Consider the following 23,917-nt stretch of genomic DNA (forward strand, 5'->3'; position numbering starts at 1 on the left):
CCGGAAGGCCCCGTGACGATCGCGCTCGCCCCCACGCTCAGCCCTGCCCGCTTCACCGCCGGCCCGACGCCTCCACCCCGCACGCTGCTCGACGTGCTCGCCGCCACCGCGGCCCGGCACCCGCACGAGCCGGCCGTCGACGCCGCCGGGACGCTGCTGACCTACCGCGGCCTGGCCCACGAGGTCGACGCCCTGCGCGGGCGACTGGCCGCGGCCGGGATCGGCGTGGGCGACCGCGTCGGCGTCCGCATCTCCTCGGGCACCGCCGACCTCTACGTCGCGATCCTCGCGGTGCTCGCGGCGGGCGCCGCCTACGTCCCGGTCGACGCGGACGACCCGCAGGAGCGCGCCGACCTGGTGTTCGGCGAGGCCGCGGTGTGCGCCGTCCTCACCGACGACGGCCTCGGGCCGGTCGGCACCCCGGTCGGGCGTCCCGGCCGTCCCGGCGCCGCCGACGACGCGTGGATCATCTTCACCTCCGGCTCCACCGGCACGCCCAAGGGCGTCGCGGTGAGCCACCGGGCCGCGGCGGCGTTCGTCGACGCCGAGGCGCGGCTGTTCGTCCAGGACGAACCGGTCGGCCCCGGCGACCGCGTCCTCGCCGGGCTGTCGGTCGCCTTCGACGCCTCGTGCGAGGAGATGTGGCTGGCCTGGCGGCACGGCGCCTGCCTGGTGCCCGCGCCCCGGGCGCTGGTGCGCACCGGCGTCGACCTCGGGCCGTGGCTGCGCGAGAAGCGGATCACCGTCGTCTCCACCGTCCCGACGCTGGCCGCGCTGTGGCCCGCCGACGCGCTGGAGGAGGTCCGGCTGCTGATCTTCGGCGGCGAGGCGTGCCCGCCCGAGCTGGCCGCGCGCGTCGCCGTGGAGGGCCGCGAGGTCTGGAACACCTACGGCCCCACCGAGGCCACCGTCGTCGCCTGCGCCGCCCCGCTGACGGGCGAGGGCCCGGTCCGGATCGGCCTGCCGCTCGACGGGTGGGAGCTCGCCGTCGTCGACGCCGCGGGCGAGCCCGTGCCGATGGGCGGCACCGGTGAGCTGGTGATCGGCGGCGTCGGCCTGGCCCGCTACCTCGACGCGACCAAGGACGCCGAGAAGTTCGCGCCCGCCCCGGTGCTGGGCTGGGACCGCGCCTACCGCAGCGGCGACGTCGTGCGCGCCGAGCCCGAGGGGCTGCTGTTCCTCGGCCGGGCCGACGAGCAGGTCAAGCTGGGCGGGCGCCGCATCGAGCTGGGCGAGGTCGACGCGGCACTCGCCGCGCTGCCCGGGGTCCGCGGGGCCGCCGCGGCGGTGAAGCGCACGAAGGCGGGCAACCAGGTCCTCGTCGGGTACGTGGCCGCGGGCGAGTTGGACCACGACGCCGCGGTCGCCGCCCTGCGTGAGCGGCTCCCCGCCGCGCTCGTCCCCCTGCTCGCCGTCGTCGACGACCTGCCGACCCGCACGTCCGGCAAGGTCGACCGCGACGCGCTGCCCTGGCCGCTGGCCACCGGCCCCGCCGGGACCCTGACACCGACCGAGGCGTGGCTCGCACGGGGCTGGGAGGAGATCCTCGGGGCGGGCGTGTCCGACCCGTCGGCCGACTTCTTCGGCCACGGCGGCGGCAGCCTCACCGCGGCCCAACTCGTCGCGCTGATCCGGACGCGGCACCCGCAGGTCGCCGTCGACGACCTGTACCGGCACCCGCGCCTGCGTGACCTCGCCGCGCACGTCGACGCCCTGCGCGGCGGAGCGGCGACCGAGCGCGAGGTCGCACCGGTCCCCCGGCGGGCCGGGGTCGTCCAGGCCCTGCTCATGGTGCCGGTGCTCGCACTCGTCGGGCTGCGCTGGACCGCGGTCGCCGCGGCGGTGTCCACCGTCGCCGGGCTGGCGGGATCGGATCTGGGCGTGTCCGTCCCCTGGTGGACGCTCGCGCTCGCCTGGCTGGTGCTGTTCTCCCCGCCCGGCCGCATCGGCATCGCCGCGGGCGGGGCGCGGCTGCTGCTGCGCGGCGTCCGGCCGGGCACGTTCCCGCGTGGCGGCTCGGTGCACCTGCGGATCTGGGCGGCCGAACGGCTCGCCGAGCGCTCCGGCGCCACCGGCGTCGCGGGCGCGTCCTGGACGCTGCGGTACGCGCGACTGCTCGGGGCGAGGGTCGGCGCCGACGTGCACCTGCACGCCCCGCCGCCCGTCACCGGGATGCTCAAGCTGGGCCGCGGCGCGTCGGTGGAGCCCGAGGTCGATCTCGCCGGGCACTGGGTCGACGGCGACCTCGTGCACGTGGGACGCATCCGGATCGGCGCGGGCGCCCGCGTCGGCTCGCGCAGCACGCTGCTGCCGGGCACCCGGATCGGGAAGGGCGCCGAGGTCGTCGCCGGGTCGACGGTGGAGGGAGCGGTGCCCGCCGGCCAGCGCTGGGCGGGCTCCCCCGCCGCGCGCACCGGCCGCTCGCGCCTCGACTGGCCGGTCGACGCGGCGCCGCGCTCGCGGTTCTGGGTCGGCGTCTACGGCGCCACGTCCGCGGTGCTGGGCCTGCTGCCCGCGGTGGCGGCGCTCCCGGGTCTCGCCCTGCTCGTCGCGACGGGCTCACTGCTGGTCGTGCCGGCCGCAACGCTGGCCTACCTGCTGGCGTACGCGCTGCTCGTGCTGGTCGCGGTGCGGCTGCTCGGGCTCGGCACCGTCGAGGGCTACCACCCGGTGCACGGGCGCGTCGGCTGGCAGGTCTGGACGACGGAGCGGCTGATGGGCATGGCCCGCTCGGGCCTGTTCCCGCTCTACGCGAGCTCGCTGACGCCGCTGTGGCTGCGCGCGCTCGGTGCCACCGTCGGACGCGACGTCGAGATCTCCACGGTGATCGCCCAGCCGCGGATGACCACGATCGGCGACGGCGCGTTCCTCGCCGACGACACGATGGTCGGCACCTACGAGCTGAGCGGCGGCCGGCTGCACGTCGCACCCAGCCGGATCGGCAAGCAGGCGTTCCTCGGCAACTCGGGGATGACGGCCCCGGGACGCTCGGTGCCGAACCGCGGGCTGGTCGGCGTGCTGTCGTCCACCCCGCGCAAGGCGAAGAAGGGCTCGTCGTGGCTCGGGCTGCCGCCGATGCCCCTGCAGCGCAACGCGTCCGACGCCGACACCGGCCGCACGTTCCATCCGCCGCGGCGGCTGCGCGTCGCCCGTGCGCTCGTCGAGGTGTGCCGGGTGGTGCCGGTGATGGTGTCCGTGACCCTCGCCGTGCTCGTCCTCGGCGCGGTCCTCGCGGTGTGGACCGCCGCCGGGCCGCTCGTCGCCACGCTGCTGGCCGGGCCGTTCCTGCTGGTCGCAGGCCTGTTCGCCGCCGGTATCGCGACGCTCGCCAAGTGGGTGCTCGTCGGGCGGTTCCGCGCGGTGGAGCACCCGCTGTGGAGCGCGTTCGTGTGGCGCGACGAGCTCGCCGACACCTTCGTCGAGGTCCTCGCCGTGCCGTGGCTGGTCGGGCCGGCCACCGGCACGCCGCTGCTCGGGGCGTGGCTGCGGACGATGGGTGCGTCGATCGGGCGTGGGGCGTGGCTGGAGACCTACTGGCTGCCGGAGTCCGATCTCGTCTCGATCGGGGACGGTGCGACGGTCAACCGCGGGTGCGTCGTGCAGACCCACCTGTTCCATGATCGGATCATGAGCATGTCCCCGGTCCACCTCGACGACGGCGCCACGCTCGGCCCGCACGGCATCGTGCTGCCCGGCGCGGGGATCGGCGTGGGCACGACGGTGGGCCCCGGCTCACTGGTCACCCGCGGCGACTCGGTGCCGGCCGGCACGCGCTGGCGGGGCAACCCGATCCGGTCCTGGTGAGCGACCCCTACCTCCCCGGCAGCGGTTCGACGGACTTCCGCGTCACCCACTACGACCTGGAGATCGACTACCGGGTGGGGTCCAACCGGCTGGCCGGTCGGGCCGTGCTCTCCGCCACCGCCGCCGCGACACTCGGCCGCATCGCCCTCGACCTGGCCGGTCTGTCCGTGCGGAGGGTGACCGTCGACGGCCGCAGCGCCCGCTTCACCCACCGCGCCGGGAAGCTGCGCGTCATCCCGGCGAAGCCCGTGCGCGGCGGGTTCGTCGTCGAGGTCCGCTACGGCGGCAACCCCCACCCGGTCCGCGGGCGCTGGGGCGACATCGGCTGGGACGAGCTGACCGACGGCGCACTCGTCGCGAGCCAGCCCGTCGGGGCGCCGTCGTGGTTCCCGTGCAACGACCGCGTCTCCGACAAGGCGGCCTACCGGATCGCGGTCACCGCGGAGGCTCCCTACACCGTGCGCGCCACCGGCGTCCTGACGGCGCGGCGCCGCTCCGCCGGCACCCGGACCTGGGTGTTCGAGCGCCCCGAGCCGACCGCGACCTACCTCGTCGGCGTGCAGATCGGCCGCTACGAGGAACTGCCGCTCGGGCCGGGACAGACGGCGTTCGTCCCGCCCCGGCTGCGCCGCACCGCCACCCGTGACCTGGGCCGGCACGCCGCGATGATGACGACGCTGACCGGCTTCTTCGGCCCGTACCCGTTCGCCGACCACCAGGTGGTCGTCGCCGACGACGACCTCGACGTGCCGATCGAGGCGCAGGGCATGTCGGTCTTCGGCGCCAACCACGTCGACGGCAGGCGCACCCACGAGCGGCTGGTGCTCCACGAGCTCGCGCACCAGTGGTTCGGCAACAGCCTGACGGTCGCCGACTGGTCGCACATCTGGCTCAACGAGGGGTTCGCGACCTACGCGGAGTGGCTGTGGTCCGAGGCGTCGGGCGGGCGCAGCGTCGCCGCGCACGCCACGCAGTGGCACGCGACGATCGCCCCCCTGCGCGGCGCGTTCGTGCTCGCCGACCCGGGCCTGGACAACTTGTTCGACCAGCGCGTCTACAAGCGCGGCGCCCTCACCCTGCACGCCCTGCGCCTGCGCGTCGGCGACACCGCCTTCTTCGCACTGGTCCGGGACTGGGCGATCCGGCACCGGCACGGCTCGGTGACCACCGGACAGTTCACGGCCCTGGCCGCCGAGCACGCCGGCGCCGACCTCACCGACCTGTTCACGGCCTGGCTGCACCGCCCCGCGCTGCCCCCGCTCCCCCGCTGAGCGGCTCAGCGGATGAGCTTCTGCACCTCGCGGAACCGCGGGTGGGTCGAGTCGCGCAGCCACTCGAACAGCACCATCTCGGTGCTCACGACCTCGGCCCCGTGCCGCCGCATCCGGTCGATCGCGAGATCGCGGTTGACGGGGTTGCGCGAGCCGATCGCGTCGGCCACCAGCAGCACCCGGTGGCGCTGGGCGAGCAGGCCGAGCACGGTCTGCAGCACGCACACGTGCGCCTCGCACCCCGCGACGACGATCTCCTCCGTCCCGGGCGGCAGCAGCGTGGCGAACCCCGTCTCCGCGACGGCCCCGAACGAGGTCTTCGGCATCACGAGCTGCGGGAACCCGGCGAGATCGGGCACCGTCGACCCGAGCCCCGCCGGGTTCTGCTCGGTCGCACAGACCGGGACGTCGAGCAGCCCGGCGCCCTCCGCCAGCCTGCGGGCGTTGGCGACGACGGCGGGCCCGTCGTGGATCGCGGGCATCAGCCGCTCCTGGAGGTCCACCAGCAACAGCGCCGACGCGTCGGAGGAGAGCAGCACCGCCCCACCGTAGCGGGAGTCAGCCCGCCAACCGGACGGCCGCGTCGCGGCAGGCGCGCCAGGCGTCGGTCGAGGGGTCGATGACGGCGAAGTGGTCGACGCCGGGCAGCGTGAGCAGCTCGTCGCCGGACGCGGCGGTGAACCGCTCGCTCTGCCGGATCGGCACGTTGCCGTCGGCGGTGCCGTGCACGCACACCACCGGCACACCGATCGGCACCCGCGCGACCGGCGACCCGACGGCGTACCGGTCGGGGAACTCCCCGGGCGTGCCCCCCATCAGGTCGGTCACGGCCGCCCCGCCGACGCCCTCCTCCACCGCGTCGACCAGGTCGAGCACCCCCGCCTGGCTGACGGCCCCGCGCAGCCGCACCGTGCGTCCACCACCCGCTCCGGCCCCGGGCGCACCCGCGGGCAGGCCGGGCCGCGACGCCAGCCACGCGACGAGGTGCCCGCCCGCGGAGTGCCCGACGGCGACGACCCGGTCCAGGTCCAGCCGCGGGTCCGCGTCCGCCAGCCGGTCCAGTGCGGCCGCCACGTCGTCGAAGGTCGCCGTCCAACCGCCCCCGTTCCCGACGCGGCGGTACTCGACGTTCCAGGCCGCGACGCCGTGGTTCGCCAGGTCGACGGCGAGCGGACGGCCCAGCTCCAGGCCGTACGAGCTCCGCCAGAACCCGCCGTGCACGACCATCACGACCGGGACCGGACCGTCCCCGGCGGGCAGCGTCAGCTCGCCGAACTGGCTGGGGTCGGGGCCGTAGTCCAGTCGCGCCGGGCCACCGGTCCCCTCCGCCGGCACCGGCGCGGTCGAGCAGGCGGCCAGCGCGGGCAGCAGCAGGGCGAGGCCGGAGAGCAGGCGACGGCGGGGCACGGATCCGATCATGGCAGGGCGTTCGCCGGTGGCGGACCCGAGGTTCGGGCCCGGTCGTCGCGCCGCGGTGGACGTGGGGGGACACCCACCGCGGCGCGACTCCGCCGGGTGGGGGGGACCCTCCGGCGGCCCACGGGTGCGAACACCCGCGTCTGCTGGCCGGGCGCACGGGGCGACCGGCCGCGCCGACGATAGCCGCCCACCCCGGCGCGCCCCAGCCCCGGCCCGGATGACGGGCGTGGCGTCGGCGTGTCCAGCCGTCCGGATCAGCCCGTATGGAGAGGATCCCAGCGACCGGTGAGAACGCCGAGCGCCCCCAGCGCCACGGCGGCGGCCGTCGAGGCCCGCAGCACCTCGGGCCCCAGCCGCACGGGCCGCGCGCCCGCCGCGACGAGCGCGCCCAGCTCGTCGTCGGTGATCCCGCCCTCGGGGCCGACGACGAGCAGCAGGTCGCCGTCGGCCGGAAGTTCGACCGCGGACAGCGGATCGTTCGCCGCCTCGTGCAGCACCAGCGTGAGAGCGACGTCCGCGACGCGGCGCACCAGCGCGGGCGTCGCGACCGGGTCCTCGACGACGGGCAGCCACGGCCGCCGGGCCTGCTTCGCCGCCTCGCGGGCGGTGCTGCGCCAGCGGGCGAGCGCCTTGTCGCCGCGCGGGCCGTCCTCCCAGCGGGCGACACAGCGGGCCGCGCGCCACGGCAGCACCCCGTCGACGCCGGACTCGGTGGCCAGCTCGACGGCCAGCTCACCGCGGTCGCCCTTGACCAGCGCCTGCGCGAGCAGCACCCGCGGCGCGGGGGCGGGGAACGCCCGGCGCCCGGTGATCCGCACGTCGACGCGGTCGCGTCCCACCCCGTCGACGACGCCCCGGGCCAGCCCGCCGACGCCGTCGGCGAGCTGCACGACCTCCCCGACCCGGATCCGCCTGACCGTCGCGGCGTGGCGCCCCTCGGCGCCGTCGAGCACGGCGATCCCCTCCGCCGGCAGGGCGTCGATCAGGAAGAGCGGGGCGGTGGTCACCGGCCGAACGAGTCGCGCAACCGCCCGAACAGACCGTGGCCGTTGCGGCCCGAGCCGACCCCGGGCTGCTCCTCGCCGCGCAGCGCGGCGAGCTGGCGCAGCAGCTCGCTCTGCTCCTTGGTGAGGTTCGTCGGCACCACGACGTCGACGTGCACCATCAGGTCGCCGTGCCCGTCGACGCGGCCCGTGGACCGCAGCCGCGGCATCCCCTTGCCGCGCAGCGTGCGCACGGCCCCGGTCTGCGTGCCGGCCTCGATGGTGATCTCGTGGGTGCCGTCGAGCGTGGGCAGCGGCAACGCGGTGCCGAGGGCGGCCGCCGTCATCGGGAGCTTCACGGTGCAGTGCAGGTCGGCGCCGTCGCGGGTGAACAGCTCGTGCGGCTCCTCGTCGACCTCCACGTACAGGTCTCCCGCGGGCCCGCCGCCCGAGCCGACCTCGCCCTGCCCGGCCAGCCGCACCCGCATCCCGTCGGCCACACCGGCCGGGATGCGGACGCCGACCGTGCGGCGCGAGCGCACCCGGCCGTCGCCGCCGCACTGGTGGCACGGGTCGGGGATGACCTCGCCGAAGCCGCGGCAGTTGGGGCACACCCGCGACGTGACGACCTGGCCGAGGAACGAGCGCTGCACGCTCTGCACCTCACCGCGGCCCGCGCAGATGTCACAGCGGGTGGGCGAGCTGCCCGGTGCGCAACCGGACCCGGTGCACTCGGTGCACAGCAGGGCCGTCTCGACGGCGAGGTCGCGCGTGACGCCGACCGCGCACTCCTCCAGCGTGAGCTGCATCCGGATGAGCGCGTCGGCGCCGGGCTGCACGCGGCTGCGCGGCCCGCGGCCCCGTCCACCGCCCTGCCCTCCGAAGAAGGCGTCCATGATGTCGCCGAAGCCGAACGCCCCGAAGTCGCCGGCCTGCCCGCCCGCGCCCCCGCCGTTGCCCAGGGGGTCACCGCCGAGGTCGACGATGCGCCGCTTCTCGGGGTCGGACAGCACCTCGTACGCCGCCCCGACCTCCGCGAAGCGCTCCTGCGCCCCCGGGTCGGGGTTGACGTCCGGGTGCAGCTCGCGGGCCAGCTTGCGGTAGGCGCGCTTGAGTTCGTCGGCTCCGGCGTCGCTCGAGACACCCAGAATCCCGTAGTAGTCCCGTGCCACGTGCGTGTTCCCCATGGTCCTTCTCGATCGGTACTCCGTGAAAAGCGCTTCTAACGCCCCGCCAGGATCTCACCCACGTAGCGGGCGACGGCATGCACCGCCGCGATACTGCCGGGGTAGTCCATCCGGGTGGGTCCGACCACGCCCATTCCGCCCAGTACGGTGCCCGTCCCGTAGCCGATCGACAGCACGGACGTGTCGCGCATCTCCTCGGCCTCGTTCTCCTCGCCGATCCGGACCGTGACCGTGCCCGGGTCCTGCGCCGCGGCGAGCAGCTTGAGCACGACGACCTGCTCCTCCAGCGCCTCCAGCACGGTGCGCAGGGAGCCGGGGAAGTCGGCGACGTTGCGGGTGAGGTTGCCGGTGCCGCCGAGGACCAGCCGCTCCTCGGGGTGCTCGACGAGCGTCTCGATGAGCACCGTCGCGATCGTCGTGACGACGTCGCGCAGGTCGGCGGGTGCGGTGCCGGGCAGGTCGGCGACGGCGACGGAGGCCGCCGCGAGCGGCCGCCCGGTCAGGGACCCGGCGAGCAGCGTCCGGATCCGGGCCACGTCGTCGTCGGTGAGGACCTGGCCCAGGTCGACGACCCGCTGATCGACGCGACCCGAGTCGGTGATCAGCACCAGCATCAGGCGGGCCGGGGTGAGCGCGACGACCTCGCAGTGCCGGACGGTCGAGCGCGTCAGCGTCGGGTACTGCACGACGGCGACCTGACGGGTGAGCTGTGCGAGCAGCCGCACACTGCGCCGCATCACGTCGTCGAGGTCGACGGCGCCGTCGAGGAACGCGGTGACGGCCCGGCGTTCGGCCGCACTCAGCGGCTTGACCTGCGTCAACTGGTCGACGAAGAGCCGGTAGCCCTTGTCGGTGGGCACGCGGCCCGCGCTGGTGTGGGGCTGCGCGATCAGCCCGTCCTCCTCCAGCACGGCCATGTCGTTGCGCACCGTGGCGCTGGAGACGCCGAGGTTGTGCCGCTCCACGATCATCCTGGAGCCGACCGGCTCCTGCGTGGCGACGTAGTCGGCCACGATGGCGCGGAGCACGGCGAACCGCCGCTCGTCGGCGTTCATGCGGCACCTCCCCTGGAGCGCTGGCGTCCGCCGCAGTCTAGATGTGGGATGGGCCCCGTGCTGATTCGTCGACCGGTCCTCGACGCGATCGTGGCCGGCACCGTCACCGTCGCCTTCCGCCGCTGGTCACACGCCCGCGTACGCCCCGGGACGCGGCTGCGCACGGCCGTCGGACTGGTCGAGGTGCTCGCCGTCGACGAGGTGGACGAGGCGGATCTCACGCCCGACGACGCCCGGCGCGCCGGGTTCGCGTCCCTGGAGGCGCTGCAGAAGGAGAACGCGCGGCGCGAGGGCACCCTGTTCCGCGTCGTGCTGCGGCCCGGCGGGGAGGACCCGCGCGTCGCGCTGCGGTCCGCCGGCGACCTGTCCGCCGACGACCGCGCCGCCCTCGACGCCCGGCTGGCGCGGATGGACCGGTCCGCCCCCTGGACCCACAGCGTCCTCACCCTCGTCGCGGCGCACCCCGGCGTCCGCGCCGCCGACCTCGCGGAACGGCTCGGCCGCGAGACGCTCCCGTTCAAGCGCGACGTGCGCAAGCTCAAGGAGCTGGGGCTGACCGAGAGCCTGGAGGTCGGCTACCGCCTCTCGCCGCGCGGCCGGGCATACCTACACATGCCGACGTAGGTGCATGCTGGACCGTCGCCTGCAGATCCTCCTCGACGAGGAGCGCTACCAGCGCATCTCCTCGCTCGCGAAGGCCCGCGGGGTGTCCGTCGCCGCCGTCGTCCGCGACGCCATCGACCGGGGCCTGCCGTCGGCTCCGGTCCGGCGGTCCGCCGGATCCGGGCGGCGGTGCCGATGGACGTCGGCACTCCCGACGAACTGCGGGGCCGGCGCGGATGATCGTGCTCGACACCACGGTGCCGGCCTACTCGGTCGGCACCGAGCACCGTTTCCGCGAACCCTGTGCGCGTCTCCACGACGCGGTGGGTGACGGCGTCCTGGCCGCGACGACCACCCCGGAGGTACTGCAGGAGTTCGCCCACGTCCGCGCCCACCGGCGCGATCGCGACGACGCCGCCGACCTGGCCGAGGCCTTCGCCGACCTCCTCGCGCCCCTGATCACGGTGGACGAGGACGGCTTCCGGTCCGGTATGCGGCTGATCCGTGGCCATCCCGCCGTCGGTGCCCTCGACGCCGTCCTGATCGGTGCGGCCGTCGCGGCCGGGGCGACGGCCGTGGTCTCCGCCGACCGAGGTGGAGGCGCTGTGCACGCGGGTCGGGGTGATGGACGCCGGCCGGCTGGTGCTCACCGAGGACCTCGCCGCGCTGCGCACCCCCACCGGCCTGGTCACGCTGCGCACACCCGACCCGGCCCGCGCGGCCGGGGTGCTCGGTCGCGCCGTCGTGGGGCGGTCCGGTGCCGTGCTCACCGTGCGCACCGACGACCCGGCCGCCGTGAACGCCCACCTGGTGTCCTCCGGGATCGCGGTGGCCGAGCTGGCGGCCCAGCGGCGGAGCCTGGAGCAGGTGGTGCTGGAGCTGACGGGGCCCGGCACCGACCGGGTGGGAGCGCTGTGATCGGCGTCGAGCTGTCGTTGATGTTCCGGCGCCGCCGGGTGTGGCTGTGCTGGGTGCTGCTCTGCATGCTCGCGATCGGGGCGGTCGGGCTGTTCTCCTCCACCCTCACCGACTCCCCGCTCGCGGCGGCGCTGGGCGTACTCGCCGTCGTGGTGACGAGCGCGGCGCTGCTCCCGCTGGAGGCCGCCGACGCGATCGAGCGGTACCTGCCCACCACGCACCGGCTGGCGTGGATCGACCTCCACCGCGACCCGATCGCCTGGTCCGCGGTCCGCGAGGGGGCCGCGGTGCAACTGGCCTACGTCGCCGTCGCGTTCGGGGCGGCGTGGGCGAACTTCGCGACCAAGGACATCACCGGCTAGGGACGTCACGGGCCGACGCGCTCCCTCACCGGACGGGGAGCGGGGCTACGGGTCCGCTGCAGCCACCACTCGACGACGAGCAGGTTGACGACCCAGCTCAGCCACGTCGACACCCCGACGGCCTGCGCCAGCTCGGCCGCGTCGACCGGCCCGCCCGAGGTCACCGACGGGGCGAACACCAGCACGCAGACCGTGCTCCAGAACCGGTTGGCGACGATCGAGAAGGTCAGCGCGACGCTGCGCAGCATCCACTCGCGGTGCGCGGCGAACCGCGGCTGCCGGGCCGCGCGGTGGCCGGCGACCGCGGTGAGCACCCAGAGCAGGCCGAGCATCGTGTTCGCGACCTGGGCGGTGGGCCCGCCGGAGAGCCCGAACGGTGCGACGCCCAGCACCGCCACGCCGCCCACCAGCACCGCGGCGAGGTAGACCCGCCCGGACGTCCGGTGCACGACCGGGTGCGTCCGGCGCAGCCGGGGCCAGACCTGCACGGTGGCGGTCAGCAGCGCCACCGAACCGCACGCGATGTGCAGCACGAGAGCCGGGTAGAACCAGGGCAGGTCGGGCAGCGGCAGCCGCGCCCGGGCCGGGTCGAGGCCCAGATAGGGCGGGAGGGCGTAGCCGAGGAACACGACGGTCAGCACGCCGAGGGGCAGGGCGGCGGACCGGAGACGCGCTGGTGTGGACACCGGCCCAGCGTCGCGATCGCGGACCGGCGCGACACTCCGGCACACCCACCACCCCGGGGTGGGGACCTCCCTACGCCCCGGAGCAGCCGTCGACGGTGACCGGGCCGGTGCCCAGCGCTCCGAGCACCAGCCCGGCCACGCCCGCGTCGGTCGGCAGGTCGCCGTGCGCGACGACCGCATCCGGGCACACGTCCTGGAGCAGCACGTTCGTCGCGCCGGGGAGGCGGGCCGTGTCGTACGGGGTGACGACCTCGTCGTCGGCCGACCACACCGACAGCCACGGCACGTGCGACCCGACGTCCGCCGCGGCCAGCTCCGCCAACTCGGCGCTGCCCGGCGCGATCCGGCGGCACGCGGGCGGGCAGGCGTCCGGGAGCGCGGCGGCGCCGGCGAGCGACGTGCCGTTGAGCGGCGAGCCCAGCGTCACGACCCGGCGGGCCTTCGCCGCGCCGTCGTCGCGCGCGACCCACAGAGCCGTGACGACACCGCCCGCCGAGTACCCGACGACGTCGACGGACGGCGCACCCACGGCCAGCTCGGCGTCGACGGCGTCGTCGAGGACGCGGACCTGCGCCGACAGGTCACCGGTGCCGTCGCCCGGGAGCTCCAGGACCCGCGGCGCGCCCGGTGGCGGCGATCCGCTCCGCGAGCGCGCCCAGGGCCGCGGAGTTCCCGCCGTAGCCGGGCACGAGCAGCACCGGCCCGGGGGCGTCCTGCGCGGGCCGGGCGTCCGGGTCGACCGCGGGCCCCCGCCCGGACAGCACGCCGACCGCGACCCCCACCGCCCCCAGCACGGCGAGCAGCCCCACCACGATCACCAGGACCCGCCTCCGCGGGCTCACGCCGCCGTACCGGATCGGCAAACTCGCCGTGCGGGGACGGCACCCTCGCGGGGGTGGTTCCGAACCCCTCCGCCGAGTGTGCCGGCCGCGTACGGGGTCGTGGCCGTTCGCGTACGGGTCACACCGGGGCCGCGGCGAGCAGGGCGTGCACGACGCCGTCGGCCAGCAGCCGGCCGCGGCGGGTGAGGACCGCGACGCCGCCGTCCAGATCGAGCAGGCCGTCGCTCTCCGCGCGGGCGGCGGCGGCGGCGCCCGGGGCGTCGAGGAGGTCCAGGGGCAGGCCGGAGCGCAGGCGCAGGCGCAGCATCACGCGCTCGGTGTGCCGCTCGGACTCCGTCAGCTCTTCGCGCCCGGCCTCGGCCGACCCCTCGGCCACCGCGGTGGCGTACCGGGCCGGGTGCTTGACGTTCCACCAGCGCGACCCGGCCAGGTGCGAGTGCGCACCCGGACCCAGGCCCCACCAGTCGCCGTCGAGCCAGTAGCCGAGGTTGTGCCGGCACTGCGCGTCGGTGGTGGACGCCCAGTTCGACACCTCGTACCAGCCCAGACCCGCCGTCGAGAGCCGGTCGTCGATCAGCTCGTAGCGGGTGGCGGCGACGTCGTCGTCGGGGGCGGGGAGCTCGCCGCGCGCGACCCGGCGGGCCAGCGCGGTGCCGTCCTCGACGATCAGCGCATACGCCGAGACGTGGTCGACCCCCGCGTCGAGGACGGCGTCGAGCGACGCGCGCAGGTCGTCGTCGGTCTCGCCGGGGGTGGCGTAGATCAGGTCGAGGTTGACGTGGCCGAGCCCGGCGGCCCGCGCCTCCTTCGCCGCCTCGACCGCGCGGCCGGGGGTGTGGCGGCGGTCGAGCACCCGCAGCACGTGCGGCGCCGCGGACTGCATACCGAGCGACACCCGCGTGAACCCGGCGTCGACGAGCCCCGCGAAGAACTCCGGCGACGTCGACTCGGGGTTGGACTCGGTCGTGACCTCCGCGCCCGGGGCCAGCCCGAAGGTGTCCCGGACCGCGCCCAGCACCTCCCCGAGCCGCTGCGCCCCGATCAGCGACGGGGTGCCCCCGCCGACGAACACCGTGTCGACGGCCCGCTCGCCCACGGTGGCCGCGGCGACCTCCAGCTCGCGGCGCACGGCGGCGAGCCAGCCGTCCGGGGACGCACCGGAGCCGTCCAGCTCGGAGGCGGTGTAGGTGTTGAAGTCGCAGTAGCCGCAGCGCGCCGCGCAGAACGGCACGTGGACGTAGATCCCGAACGGAGGCGGCACGACTCCCGAGTGTGCCACCGTGCCCGGCCGGGCCGCCCGGCTACCGCGGTCCGCGCACCCGGTCGACGAGCTCGCGGGCCATCAGGTCGGGCTCCTGCCACGGCACGACGCGGCTCACCCGGGCGACGCGACGGCCCGGCCGCGGGGGGGGGCGGCGCGCGCCCGTCGGGGAGCCGCACGCGACCGGGGTCACGCCGGTCGTCCGGCCCGCCAGTCGCTGGGTGACATGCCGTAGGCGGCGCGGAAGGCCCGGCTGAACGCCGCGAGGTCGGCGAAGCCCCAGCGGCGGGAGACGTCGGTGATGGAACGGGAGGCGGACCGCGGATCGAACAGGTCGCGCCGACACCGCTCCAGGCGCATGCGCTGGATCTGCTGCGACACCGTGCCGCCGCGGTGGGCGAAGAGCCGGTGCAGGTGGCGGGTGGAGACGAAGTGCGCGGCCGCGATGCCGGCCGGCCCGAGGTCGGGATCGGCGAGGTGCTCGACGATGTAGGCGTCGACGCGGCGCAGCAGGTCGTCGGCGGAACGGGTGGGCTCGGCGGGACGCACCTGCTCCCCGGCGACGGTCGCGACCAGCTCCGCCACCTCCGACGCCAGGCGCACACCGCCCGCGGGACTCAGCTCGGGCGGGCCCGCCACCAGGTCGCGCAGCACCCGCCCGACGATCGCCCCCAGCCCGGTGCCCCCGTTCAGCCGACGGGCGGTGAGCTGCTGCGACGCGCCCTGCTCCAGGGTGATGCTGGACCGCGGCCAGGTGAAGACCAGCAGCTCCCACTCGCCGTGCAGACCCCAGTGGAAGGGCCGGTCGGTCTCGTAGACGGCGAAGTCGCCGGGGGCGAGCGTGGCCTCCCGCCCGTCCTGCGTCACCCGCGCCGCCCCCGCGGCGATGAGGCCGACCTGCAGGTAGACGTCGTCGTCGCGCCGGGCCAGCCCGGGGGTGCGGCTGCAGCCCTGCGGCCCCGAGGAGACGGACGCGACCTTGAGGTGGCCCAGCCCTCCGCAGCGGACCGAGCCGGCGAAGTCGGCGCGCCGGTCGGCGTGGATGTCGAGCGCGACGAAGTTGTCGCGGATCAGGTCCCGCCAGACGTCCAGGCGGTCGGTGGCGGCGGTGATGGTCGCCGCGGTGGTGGGTGAGCCCATGTGCGCCTCGACTGTTCGGGGTCCGTCGACAGTAGGAGCGGGCACCGACGGGGGTCAACGCCTGCGACGATGTGTCACTGAGCGACAACACGTTCGTCACGCAGGGCCTAACGGCGGTCCCCGGGCCGTCGCAGGATGCAGCGATGACCGCGATCGAGGACATCCCCCTCACCGACGTCACCACCACCGTGCGGGCCGCGTGCCCGCACGACTGCCCGGACACCTGCGCGATGCTCGTGACCGTGGAGAACGGCAAGGCCACGGGGGTGCGGGGTGACCCCGACCACCCGTTCACCAACGGCGGCCTCTGCGTCAAGGTCAACAACTACCCGGACAAGGTCTACAACCCGGACCGCATCCTGCACCCGCTGCGGCGGACCGGCCCGAAGGGCAGTGGGCAGTTCGAGGAGATCAGCTGGGACACCGCGCTCGACGAGATCGCCCTGCGTTTCCGCTCGACGATCGACGAGCACGGCCCCGAGTCCGTCATGCCGGTGAGCTACCTCGGCACCCAGGGCATCCTCAACGGCCTCAACGTCGGCGACCCGTTCTTCAACAAGATGGGTGCCACCGTCTCCGAGCGCACGTACTGCGACTCCGGTGCGTGCACGGCGTACACGATGACGATCGGCGCCACCGCGGGCGTCGACCCGGAGAGCCTCGTGCACTCCCGCTACATCATCATCTGGGCCTGCAACATGGTCTCGACGAACCTGCACCTGTGGCCGTTCGTCGCCGAGGCGCAGAAGCGCGGCGCGAAGGTCGTCGTCATCGACCCGATGAAGCACCGCACCGCGAAGCGCGCCGACTGGCACATCCCGATCCGGCCCGGCACCGACGGCGCGCTCGCCCTGGCGATGATGCACGTGATCATCACCGAGGGCCTCACCGACGAGGACTACATCCGCGACCACACCGTGGGCTACGAGGAGCTCACGGAGCGCGTGCAGGAGCACACCCCGGAGTGGGCGTCGGAGCAGACCGGCATCCCGGCCGAGGACATCCGCACCCTGGCCCGGGAGTACGCGACCTCCGCTCCGTCGATGATCCGCATCGGCGTCGCGATCGAGCGGCACGCGGGCGGTGGCCAGACCGTCCGCTCGATCGCCTGCCTGCCCGCGCTCGTCGGCGCCTGGAAGAACGTCGGCGGCGGCCTGCTGCAGCTGCCGCTGTGGGCGCACCCGGTCAACTGGGGCGCGCACATGCACCCCGAGCTGCAGACGCCGGGCACGCGCGTCGTCAACCAGTACCTGCTCGGCCGCGCCCTGAACGGCGAGATGGAGCTGGACCCGCCGATCAACGCGCTGATGGTCTACAACTCCAACCCGCTCGTCGTCTGCCCGGAGCAGGACAAGATGGCCGCCGGGCTCGCCCGCGAGGACCTGTTCACCGTGGTCAGCGACCACGTCCTGACCGACACCGCGCGCTACGCCGACATCGTCCTGCCCGCCACCACCCAGCTCGAGCAGAAGGACCTCATGTTCAGCTGGGGCCACTTCTACATCACCTACAACGAGCCGGCGATCGAGCCGCTGGGCGAGGCGATCCCCAACACCGAGCTGTTCCGCAGGCTCGCCGCGCGCATGGGCTACACCGAGCCCTGCTTCACCCGCACCGACGACGAGATGATGGCCGAGGCCTACGACTGGGACGCCCCCGCGATGGAGGGCATCACCCTGGAGTCGCTGCGCGAGTCCGGCTGGGCCCGGCTCAACCTGCCCGGCCCCGACGAGTACGCCCCGCACGCGGAGGGCAACTTCCCGACGCCGTCGGGCAAGACGGAGTTCAGGTCCTCGATCGAGAACAACTTCGTCGTGCCGCTGTTCCGCCAGGGCAGCAACGACCACCAGCCCGGCGAGTACGTCGACCCGGTGCCGCACTACGTCCCGCCGCGCGAGACCGCCGACGGCGGCTACCGGCTCAACCTGATCTCCCCGAAGTCGCACGCGTTCGTCAACTCCAGCGCGGGTGACCAGGACAAGCAGAAGCGCGTCCAGGGCGAGCAGTCGGTGATCCTGCACCCGCAGGACGCCGAGGAGCGCGGCATCTCGAACGGGCAGTACGTCCGGGTCTTCAACGACCGCGGGCAGTACATCGCGCTCGCGGAGATCAGCGAGGACATCGCGCCGGGCGTGGCGATGTCGCCGATGGGCGTGTGGCGCAAGAACGCGAAGGACCAGTCGACGGTCAACGCCGTCAACCCGTTCCGCTTCGCCGACCTGGGCAACGCGCCGACCTTCTCCGACACCCGCGTCGAGGTCGAGGTCGTCTGATGAGCAGCCCGTCCGCCGGGGCCGCGTCCGCGCTGTGGCGGGCCGCACTGGGCGGCCCGTCCCTGCTCGGCACCGATCCCGTCCCCGTGCAGGACGCGGCGGGGCGCGTCACGGCCGGGCCGGTGCTGGCCCGGCTGTCCGCCCCCGCCGTGCCCTGCTCGGCGATGGACGGGATCGCGGTCACGGCCGCGGACACCGCGTCCGGCTCCGTCGCGGCGGGCTGCTTCGAGGTGGTCGACACCGGCGACCCACTGCCCCCGGGTCGCGACGCCGTCGTGATGCGGGAGCACCTGCGCCGCCGTCCCGACGGGACGGTGACGCTGCCCGGCCCGGTCCCCGCCGGGCAGCACGTCCGTCCGGTCGGCGAGTCGGTCCGGGCGGGGGCGGAGCTCGTCGCGGCCGGGCGGGTGCTGCGCCCGGCCGACCTCGCCGCCGCGGCGACGGGTGGCCACCGCACGCTCGACGTGCGGCGCCGCCCGGTCGTCACGATCGTCCCGACGGGCGACGAGGTGCGCCCGCTGGGCTCCGACCTGGCGCCGGGTGAGCTGCTCGACACCAACTCGATCATGCTCGCCGCGACGTTGCGGACGTGGGGCGCGGACGTCCGCGTCACCGCGATCCAGCCGGACGTCCCGGACCGGATCTCCGACACGGTCGGCACGGCCGCCCGGTCCTGCGACCTGGTGCTGGTGCTGGCCGGTTCCAGCGCGGGCCGCGACGACCACACGGCGGGCGTGGTGCGCGGACTCGGCGCGGTCGTCGTGCACGGGGTGGCCATGCGTCCCGGGCACCCCGTGCTGCTCGGCGTGCTCCAGGACGGGGGGTCCGTGCCCGTCGTCGGCGTGCCCGGCTACCCCGCCGCGGCCGCGCTGGCCGTCGAACTGTTCGCCCTCCCGCTGCTGGCCGACCTGCAGGGGCGGTGTCCCGAGCGGCGCCCGTCCGTCGCGGCCCGGCTGTGCAGCGCGGTCCCGAGCCGGCCGGGTGTCGAGGAGTACGTCCTCGTCGCCCTGCCCGGGGACGGCACCGCGGTGCCCCTCGCCCGCGGTGCCGGTTCCCAGACGGCGCTCTCCCGGGCCGACGCCGTCCTGCGGATCGACGCCGGATGCGCAGGTCACGAGGACGGCGAGACCGTCGTGGTGCAGCCCGTCGAGCGTCCCGGCTGGGCCGGGGCCGGGCCGGTGGTGGAGCACGACGGCCGACTCGCCGTGTGAGCCGCCTCCCAGCATGCGGACGCCGATGGTGCCGGTGGCCGGACAAGTGGCACCCTGAGCGGGTGATCCGGGCCCTGGCGCTGCGTCTCGTGGCACGCCGCCACGTCGACCTGCAGCGCGTCTGCAGCGCCATCTGTCGCAGCGCGCGCTGAACCCCGCCCCTCCCGATCCGTTCCCGACGCGCCGCGCCATCACCCTGCGCCGCGTGCTGCATCCAGCCGGAGGCTGCCGTCGTGCCCCCCACCACACCTGTGAAGCGCAAGCGCGGAGAGGGCCAGTGGAAGCTGGGCCACCGCGAGCCGCTGAACCCGAACGAGCGCACCAAGAAGGACGACGACGGGCTCAACGTCCGCGCGCGCATCGAGAACGTCTACGCCAAGCGCGGCTTCGACTCGATCGACCCCGCCGACCTGCGGGGCCGGATGCGCTGGTGGGGCCTCTACACGCAGCGCCGCCCCGGGATCGACGGCGGCCGCACCGCGGCGCTGGAGCCCGAGGAGCTCGACGACTCGTACTTCATGCTGCGCGTCCGGCTCGACGGCGGGGCGCTCACCACCGAGCAGCTCCGCGCGCTCGGCGAGATCAGCCAGGACCACGCCCGCGACACCGCCGACGTCACCGACCGGCAGAACATCCAGTACCACTGGATCGACGTCGTCGACATGCCGGCGATCTGGGCGAAGCTCGAGGGTCTGGGCATGGTCACCACCGAGGCGTGCGGCGACACCCCGCGCGTCGTGCTCGGCTCCCCCGTCGCCGGGGTGTCCGCCGACGAGGTGCTCGACCCGCAGCCCGCCATCGACGCGATCGTCGCGACGTACGTCGGCAACCCCGAGTTCTCGAACCTGCCGCGCAAGTTCAAGTCGGCGATCTCCTGGCAGCAGGATGTCGCGCACGAGATCAACGACGTGTCGTTCATCGGCTCGGTGCACCCGGAGCACGGCCCCGGCTTCGACGTCTGGGTCGGCGGCGGGCTGTCCACCAACCCGAAGATCGCGCAGCGGCTCGGCGCGTGGGTGCCGCTCGACGAGGTCCCCGACGTGTGGGCCGGGATCATCTCGGTGTTCCGCGACTACGGCTACCGCCGGCTGCGCCACCGCGCCCGCATCAAGTTCCTCGTCGCCGACTGGGGCGTCGAGGAGTTCCGCCGGGTCCTGGAGGACGAGTACCTGGGCCGCAGGCTGATCGACGGGGACGCGCCGCCGACGCCGGAGCACCCGATCGACCACGTCGGCGTGCACAAGCAGGTCGACGGCCGCAACTACGTCGGGGTCGCCCCCGCGTCCGGCCGCGTCTCGGGCACGATCCTGGTGGCACTGGCCGACGCCGTCGAGAAGGCCGGCTCGGGCCGCGTCCGGCTCACCGCGCAGCAGAAGATCGTGGTCCTCGACGTCGCCGACGCCCATGTCGACGCCCTCGTCACGCAGCTCAACACCCTGGGTCTGCAGGCCGACCCGTCGCCGTGGCGGCGCGCGACGATGGCCTGCACCGGCATCGAGTTCTGCAAGCTCGCGATCGTGGAGACCAAGGAGCGGGCGATCCGGCTGGTCGAGGAACTGGAGAAGCGCCTCGCCGACGTCGTGCCGGAACACCCCATCTCCATCCACCTCAACGGCTGCCCCAACTCCTGCGCCCGCACGCAGGTCGCCGACATCGGGCTCAAGGGCCAGGTCGTCACCGACGCGGCCGGCAACCAGGTCGAGGGCTTCCAGGTGCATCTCGGCGGCGGGCTGGGGCTCGACTCCGGGTTCGGCCGCAAGCTGCGCGGGCTCAAGGTCACCAGTGCGGAGCTGGGCGACTACGTCGACCGGGTCGTGCGGCGCTTCGCGGCGCAGCGCGAGGGCGACGAACGCTTCGCGCAGTGGGTGCTGCGCGCGGACGAGGACGACCTGAAGTGAGCGAGCGGGCCGTCCCGTTCTACTGCCCGTACTGCGGCGACGAGGACCTCCGGCCGGCTGAGGCCGCGCACGGCGCGTGGTACTGCCGGGCGTGCCTGCGCACGTTCACACTGAAGATGATCGGGATCGGAGTGCCTTCATGAGCCTTGCGACGGAGACCGACCTGCGGGGCATCGCCGAGCGCGGTGCCGCCGACCTCGGGCCGGACGCCTCGGCGCAGCTGCTCCTGGCCTGGGCGGCGGAGACGTTCGGCCCGAGGCTGATCGTCGCGTCGAACATGCAGGACGCGGTGCTCGTCGACCTCGCGGCGAAGGCCGCCCCCGGCGTCGACGTGCTGTTCCTGGAGACCGGCTACCACTTCGCCGAGACCATCGGCACCCGCGACGCCGTGGAGCAGGTCCACGACGTGCGGATCGTCAACGCGACGGCCCGGCGCTCGGTGGCGCAGCAGGATCTCGAGTTCGGCAAGGACCTCTTCGCCCGCGACCCGGGGGCGTGCTGCGCGATGCGCAAGGTCGAGCCGCTGCAGGAGACCCTCGCCGGCTACGACGCCTGGGTCACCGGCGTGCGCCGCGTCGAGGCCCCGACCCGCGCGAACACCCCATTGATCCAGTTCGACGACAAGTTCGGGCTGGTGAAGATCAACCCGATCGCGCCGTGGAGCGACGAGGACATGGACGCCTACATCGCGGCGAACGGGATCCTCGTCAACCCGCTGGTCGCCGAGGGCTACCCGAGCATCGGCTGCGCGCCGTGCACCGCGAAGCCGGCGCCCGGCGCCGATCCCCGATCCGGCCGGTGGGCCGGTACCGCCAAGATCGAATGTGGGTTGCACCCGGCATGACGGTTCCCGTGATGGACGCGCTCGACTCACTGGAGTCCGAGGCGATCCACATCTTCCGCGAGGTCGCGGGCGAGTTCGACCGCCCGGTGATCCTGTTCTCCGGTGGCAAGGACTCCACACTGCTCGTGCACCTCGCCGTCAAGGCGTTCGCGCCCGCGCCGGTGCCGTTCCCGCTGCTGCACGTCGACACCGGCCACAACTACGCCGAGGTCATCGAGTTCCGCGACCGGATCGTCGCGGAGAAGGGGCTGCGCCTCGAGGTGGCGCACGTCCAGGACTGGATCGACGACGGGCGCCTCACCGAGCGCCCCGACGGCACCCGCAACCCGCTGCAGACCGTGCCGCTGCTCGACTCGATCGTCGAGCACAGGTACGACGCGGTGTTCGGCGGCGGGCGTCGCGACGAGGAGCGCGCCCGGGCCAAGGAACGGATCATGTCCCTGCGCGACGGCTTCGGCCGCTGGGACCCCCGTTCGCAGCGCCCCGAGCTGTGGAACCTCTACAACGGCCGGCACGCCCCCGGTGAGCACGTCCGCGTGTTCCCGATCAGCAACTGGACCGAGCTCGACGTCTGGCGCTACATCCAGCGCGAGGAGATCGAGCTGCCGTCGATCTACTTCTCGCACCGCCGCGAGGTGTTCCGCCGCGACGGCATGTGGCTCGCGGAGGGGCCATGGGGTGGACCGCGGGGCAGCGAGGCGCTGGAGGAGCGGACGGTGCGCTACCGCACCGTCGGCGACGGCTCCTGCACCGGCGCCGTCGAGTCCACCGCCGGCACGCTCGACGAGATCATCGCCGAGGTCACGGCCAGTCGGCTCACCGAGCGCGGGGCCACCCGCGCCGACGACCGGATGTCCGAGGCCGCCATGGAAGACCGCAAGCGCGAGGGCTACTTCTGATGACGAAAGACCTGCTCCGCTTCGCCACCGCGGGCTCCGTCGACGACGGCAAGTCCACGCTCGTCGGGCGGCTGCTCTACGACACCAAGTCGGTGCTGGCCGACCAGATCGAGGCCGTGCAGCGCGCATCGGTCGACAAGGGCCTGTCCACGCCCGACCTGTCGCTGCTGGTCGACGGCCTGCGCGCCGAGCGCGAGCAGGGCATCACCATCGACGTGGCCTACCGCTACTTCTCCACGCCCACGCGCGAGTTCGTGCTGGCCGACACCCCCGGCCACGTGCAGTACACGCGCAACACCGTCACCGGCGCGTCCACCGCCGAGCTGGCCGTGCTGCTGGTCGACGCCCGCTACGGCGTGGTGGAGCAGACCCGCCGGCACGCCGCGGTCCTGGCACTGCTGCGCGTCCCGCGGCTGGTGCTGTGCATCAACAAGATCGACCTGGTCGGCTACGACGAGGCCGTGCTCACCGCGATCGGCAAGGACTTCGCCGAGCTGGCGCGGTCCCTCGGCTTCGAGTCGGTCGTGACGATCCCGGTCTCCGCGCTGGTCGGGGACAACGTGGTCGAGCGCTCGGAACACACCCCCTGGTACGACGGTCCGACGCTGATCGGGCACCTGGAGTCGGTGCCGGTCACCCCGCCCGAGGCCGACGCCCCGTTCCGGCTGCCGGTGCAGTACGTCATCCGCGAGCACGCGACCGACTACCGCGGGTACGCCGGACAGGTGGCGTCCGGCACCGTCCGCCCCGGCGACGCGATCGTGGTCCTGCCGGGCGGGCACCGCACCACCGTGGAGTCGGTCGACACCGCCGACGGCCCGCTGGAGCTCGCCGGCGCCGGCCGCAGCGTCACGATCCGGCTCGCCGACGACATCGACATCGCCCGCGGCGACGTCCTGGCCGCCGCCGACGCCCCCCCGCGCGTCACCAACGAGCTCGAGGCCACGCTGTGCTGGCTCTCCGACAAGCCGCTGCGCCCCGGGGCGCGGCTGCTGCTCAAGCACGGCGCCCGCACCACGCAGGTGATCGTCGGCGCGCTCGGCGACCGGCTCGACACCGACACGATCGCCTACGTCGGCGCCCCGGAGACGCTGGCGATCAACGACATCGCCCGGGTGTCCCTGCGCACCGCCGACGCCCTCCCGGTCGACGACTACGCCGACATCCGCACCGGCGGCAGCTTCCTGCTCATCGACCCGCCGACGGGCAACACGTTGGCGGCGGGTCTGGTGGGCAACCCGCTCACCCTGGCCGACTAGCC

At 74.6% G+C, this 23,917-nt stretch carries 22 protein-coding genes and 1 pseudogene; 13 read left to right on the forward strand and 10 right to left on the reverse strand.

Annotated features, from left to right (window positions below):
- The first annotated feature begins 12 nt into the window (after positions 1–12).
- A complete protein-coding gene (locus tag I4I81_RS14890; RefSeq protein ID WP_218602721.1) occupies positions 13–3,804 on the forward strand; it encodes a Pls/PosA family non-ribosomal peptide synthetase in 3,792 nt (1,263 codons plus the stop codon).
- A complete protein-coding gene (locus tag I4I81_RS14895) occupies positions 3,801–5,075 on the forward strand; it encodes a M1 family metallopeptidase (protein ID WP_226363946.1) in 1,275 nt (424 codons plus the stop codon). Before I4I81_RS14890 ends, I4I81_RS14895 begins: the two co-directional genes overlap by 4 nt.
- Before the next feature lie 5 nt (positions 5,076–5,080).
- Here the strand turns inward: I4I81_RS14895 and I4I81_RS14900 are convergent, their stop codons facing one another.
- From I4I81_RS14900 to hrcA, 5 genes are all read right to left on the reverse strand, one after another.
- Entirely contained in the window at positions 5,081–5,614 is a 534-nt protein-coding gene (locus I4I81_RS14900) for an isochorismatase family protein (RefSeq protein ID WP_218602720.1), read from the reverse strand.
- A gap of 19 nt (positions 5,615–5,633) precedes the next feature.
- Positions 5,634–6,482: an alpha/beta hydrolase family protein gene (locus I4I81_RS14905; RefSeq protein WP_226363947.1), complete on the reverse strand. Its 849-nt coding sequence runs from the start codon at positions 6,480–6,482 to the stop codon at positions 5,634–5,636.
- Between the two features lie 266 nt (positions 6,483–6,748).
- The gene (locus tag I4I81_RS14910; protein WP_218602718.1) at positions 6,749–7,501 is read right to left on the reverse strand and encodes a 16S rRNA (uracil(1498)-N(3))-methyltransferase; all 753 of its coding nucleotides are present in this window, start codon (positions 7,499–7,501) and stop codon (positions 6,749–6,751) included.
- Positions 7,498–8,649, reverse strand: coding sequence for a molecular chaperone DnaJ (dnaJ, locus tag I4I81_RS14915; RefSeq protein ID WP_218602723.1), 1,152 nt, complete (start codon positions 8,647–8,649; stop codon positions 7,498–7,500). Before dnaJ ends, I4I81_RS14910 begins: the two co-directional genes overlap by 4 nt.
- A 50-nt stretch (positions 8,650–8,699) precedes the next feature.
- Positions 8,700–9,719, reverse strand: a complete 1,020-nt coding sequence (gene hrcA, locus I4I81_RS14920) for a heat-inducible transcriptional repressor HrcA (RefSeq protein ID WP_218602717.1) — start codon at positions 9,717–9,719, stop codon at positions 8,700–8,702.
- 57 nt (positions 9,720–9,776) lie between these two features.
- Here hrcA and I4I81_RS14925 point away from each other — a divergent pair, with 57 nt between their 5' ends.
- The 4 genes and pseudogenes from I4I81_RS14925 to I4I81_RS14940 all read left to right on the forward strand — a co-directional run bounded on the left by I4I81_RS14925 (position 9,777) and on the right by I4I81_RS14940 (position 11,602).
- Complete coding sequence (locus tag I4I81_RS14925) at positions 9,777–10,343, forward strand: ASCH domain-containing protein (protein ID WP_226363948.1); 567 nt, start codon at positions 9,777–9,779, stop codon at positions 10,341–10,343.
- A gap of 215 nt (positions 10,344–10,558) precedes the next feature.
- Positions 10,559–10,855 (forward strand): annotated as a pseudogene (locus I4I81_RS31590) (hypothetical protein); the annotation flags it as partial.
- Between the two features lie 91 nt (positions 10,856–10,946).
- Positions 10,947–11,240 (forward strand): hypothetical protein, encoded by a 294-nt coding sequence (locus I4I81_RS14935; protein WP_225924589.1) that lies wholly within the window; start codon positions 10,947–10,949, stop codon positions 11,238–11,240.
- Entirely contained in the window at positions 11,237–11,602 is a 366-nt protein-coding gene (locus tag I4I81_RS14940; RefSeq protein ID WP_225924590.1) for a hypothetical protein, read from the forward strand. Before I4I81_RS14935 ends, I4I81_RS14940 begins: the two co-directional genes overlap by 4 nt.
- Before the next feature lie 5 nt (positions 11,603–11,607).
- On the opposite strand, the gene I4I81_RS14945 is transcribed toward I4I81_RS14940, so the two are convergent.
- The 5 genes from I4I81_RS14945 to I4I81_RS14965 form a co-directional block, all read right to left on the reverse strand.
- Positions 11,608–12,288, reverse strand: coding sequence for a DUF2306 domain-containing protein (locus I4I81_RS14945; RefSeq protein WP_226363949.1), 681 nt, complete (start codon positions 12,286–12,288; stop codon positions 11,608–11,610).
- 70 nt (positions 12,289–12,358) lie between these two features.
- Positions 12,359–12,817 carry an esterase/lipase family protein gene (locus I4I81_RS14950; RefSeq protein WP_225924591.1) on the reverse strand — a complete coding sequence of 153 codons (459 nt, stop codon included), beginning with the start codon at positions 12,815–12,817 and terminating at the stop codon, positions 12,359–12,361.
- Between the two features lie 52 nt (positions 12,818–12,869).
- Positions 12,870–13,130 (reverse strand): hypothetical protein, encoded by a 261-nt coding sequence (locus I4I81_RS14955; protein ID WP_225924592.1) that lies wholly within the window; start codon positions 13,128–13,130, stop codon positions 12,870–12,872.
- 118 nt (positions 13,131–13,248) lie between these two features.
- Entirely contained in the window at positions 13,249–14,391 is a 1,143-nt protein-coding gene (gene hemW / locus I4I81_RS14960) for a radical SAM family heme chaperone HemW (protein WP_226363950.1), read from the reverse strand.
- Positions 14,392–14,580: 189 nt separating this feature from the next.
- Positions 14,581–15,531, reverse strand: a complete 951-nt coding sequence (locus I4I81_RS14965) for an AraC-like ligand-binding domain-containing protein (protein ID WP_218603759.1) — start codon at positions 15,529–15,531, stop codon at positions 14,581–14,583.
- A 143-nt stretch (positions 15,532–15,674) separates the two neighbouring features.
- Between I4I81_RS14965 and I4I81_RS14970 the strand changes: the two genes are divergently transcribed.
- The 7 genes from I4I81_RS14970 (at position 15,675) to I4I81_RS15000 (ending at position 23,915) form a co-directional block, all read left to right on the forward strand.
- On the forward strand, positions 15,675–17,804 hold the full coding sequence (locus tag I4I81_RS14970) for a molybdopterin-containing oxidoreductase family protein (protein WP_218603758.1): 2,130 nt from the start codon (positions 15,675–15,677) through the stop codon (positions 17,802–17,804).
- Entirely contained in the window at positions 17,804–19,015 is a 1,212-nt protein-coding gene (locus I4I81_RS14975) for a molybdopterin molybdotransferase MoeA (protein WP_218603757.1), read from the forward strand. Before I4I81_RS14970 ends, I4I81_RS14975 begins: the two co-directional genes overlap by 1 nt.
- A gap of 233 nt (positions 19,016–19,248) precedes the next feature.
- Entirely contained in the window at positions 19,249–20,913 is a 1,665-nt protein-coding gene (locus tag I4I81_RS14980) for a nitrite/sulfite reductase (RefSeq protein WP_218603756.1), read from the forward strand.
- The gene (locus tag I4I81_RS14985; protein ID WP_226363951.1) at positions 20,910–21,056 is read left to right on the forward strand and encodes a PDDEXK family nuclease; all 147 of its coding nucleotides are present in this window, start codon (positions 20,910–20,912) and stop codon (positions 21,054–21,056) included. The genes I4I81_RS14980 and I4I81_RS14985 overlap by 4 nt, the downstream gene beginning before the upstream one ends.
- On the forward strand, positions 21,053–21,757 hold the full coding sequence (locus I4I81_RS14990; RefSeq protein ID WP_218603755.1) for a phosphoadenylyl-sulfate reductase: 705 nt from the start codon (positions 21,053–21,055) through the stop codon (positions 21,755–21,757). Before I4I81_RS14985 ends, I4I81_RS14990 begins: the two co-directional genes overlap by 4 nt.
- Positions 21,754–22,656, forward strand: coding sequence for a sulfate adenylyltransferase subunit CysD (gene cysD / locus I4I81_RS14995; RefSeq protein WP_218603754.1), 903 nt, complete (start codon positions 21,754–21,756; stop codon positions 22,654–22,656). The genes I4I81_RS14990 and cysD overlap by 4 nt, the downstream gene beginning before the upstream one ends.
- A complete protein-coding gene (locus I4I81_RS15000; RefSeq protein ID WP_218603753.1) occupies positions 22,656–23,915 on the forward strand; it encodes a sulfate adenylyltransferase subunit 1 in 1,260 nt (419 codons plus the stop codon). The genes cysD and I4I81_RS15000 overlap by 1 nt, the downstream gene beginning before the upstream one ends.
- The last annotated feature ends 2 nt before the right edge of the window (positions 23,916–23,917 follow it).

The sequence above is a fragment of the Pseudonocardia abyssalis genome (genome assembly GCF_019263705.2).
Lineage (GTDB): Bacteria > Actinomycetota > Actinomycetes > Mycobacteriales > Pseudonocardiaceae > Pseudonocardia > Pseudonocardia abyssalis.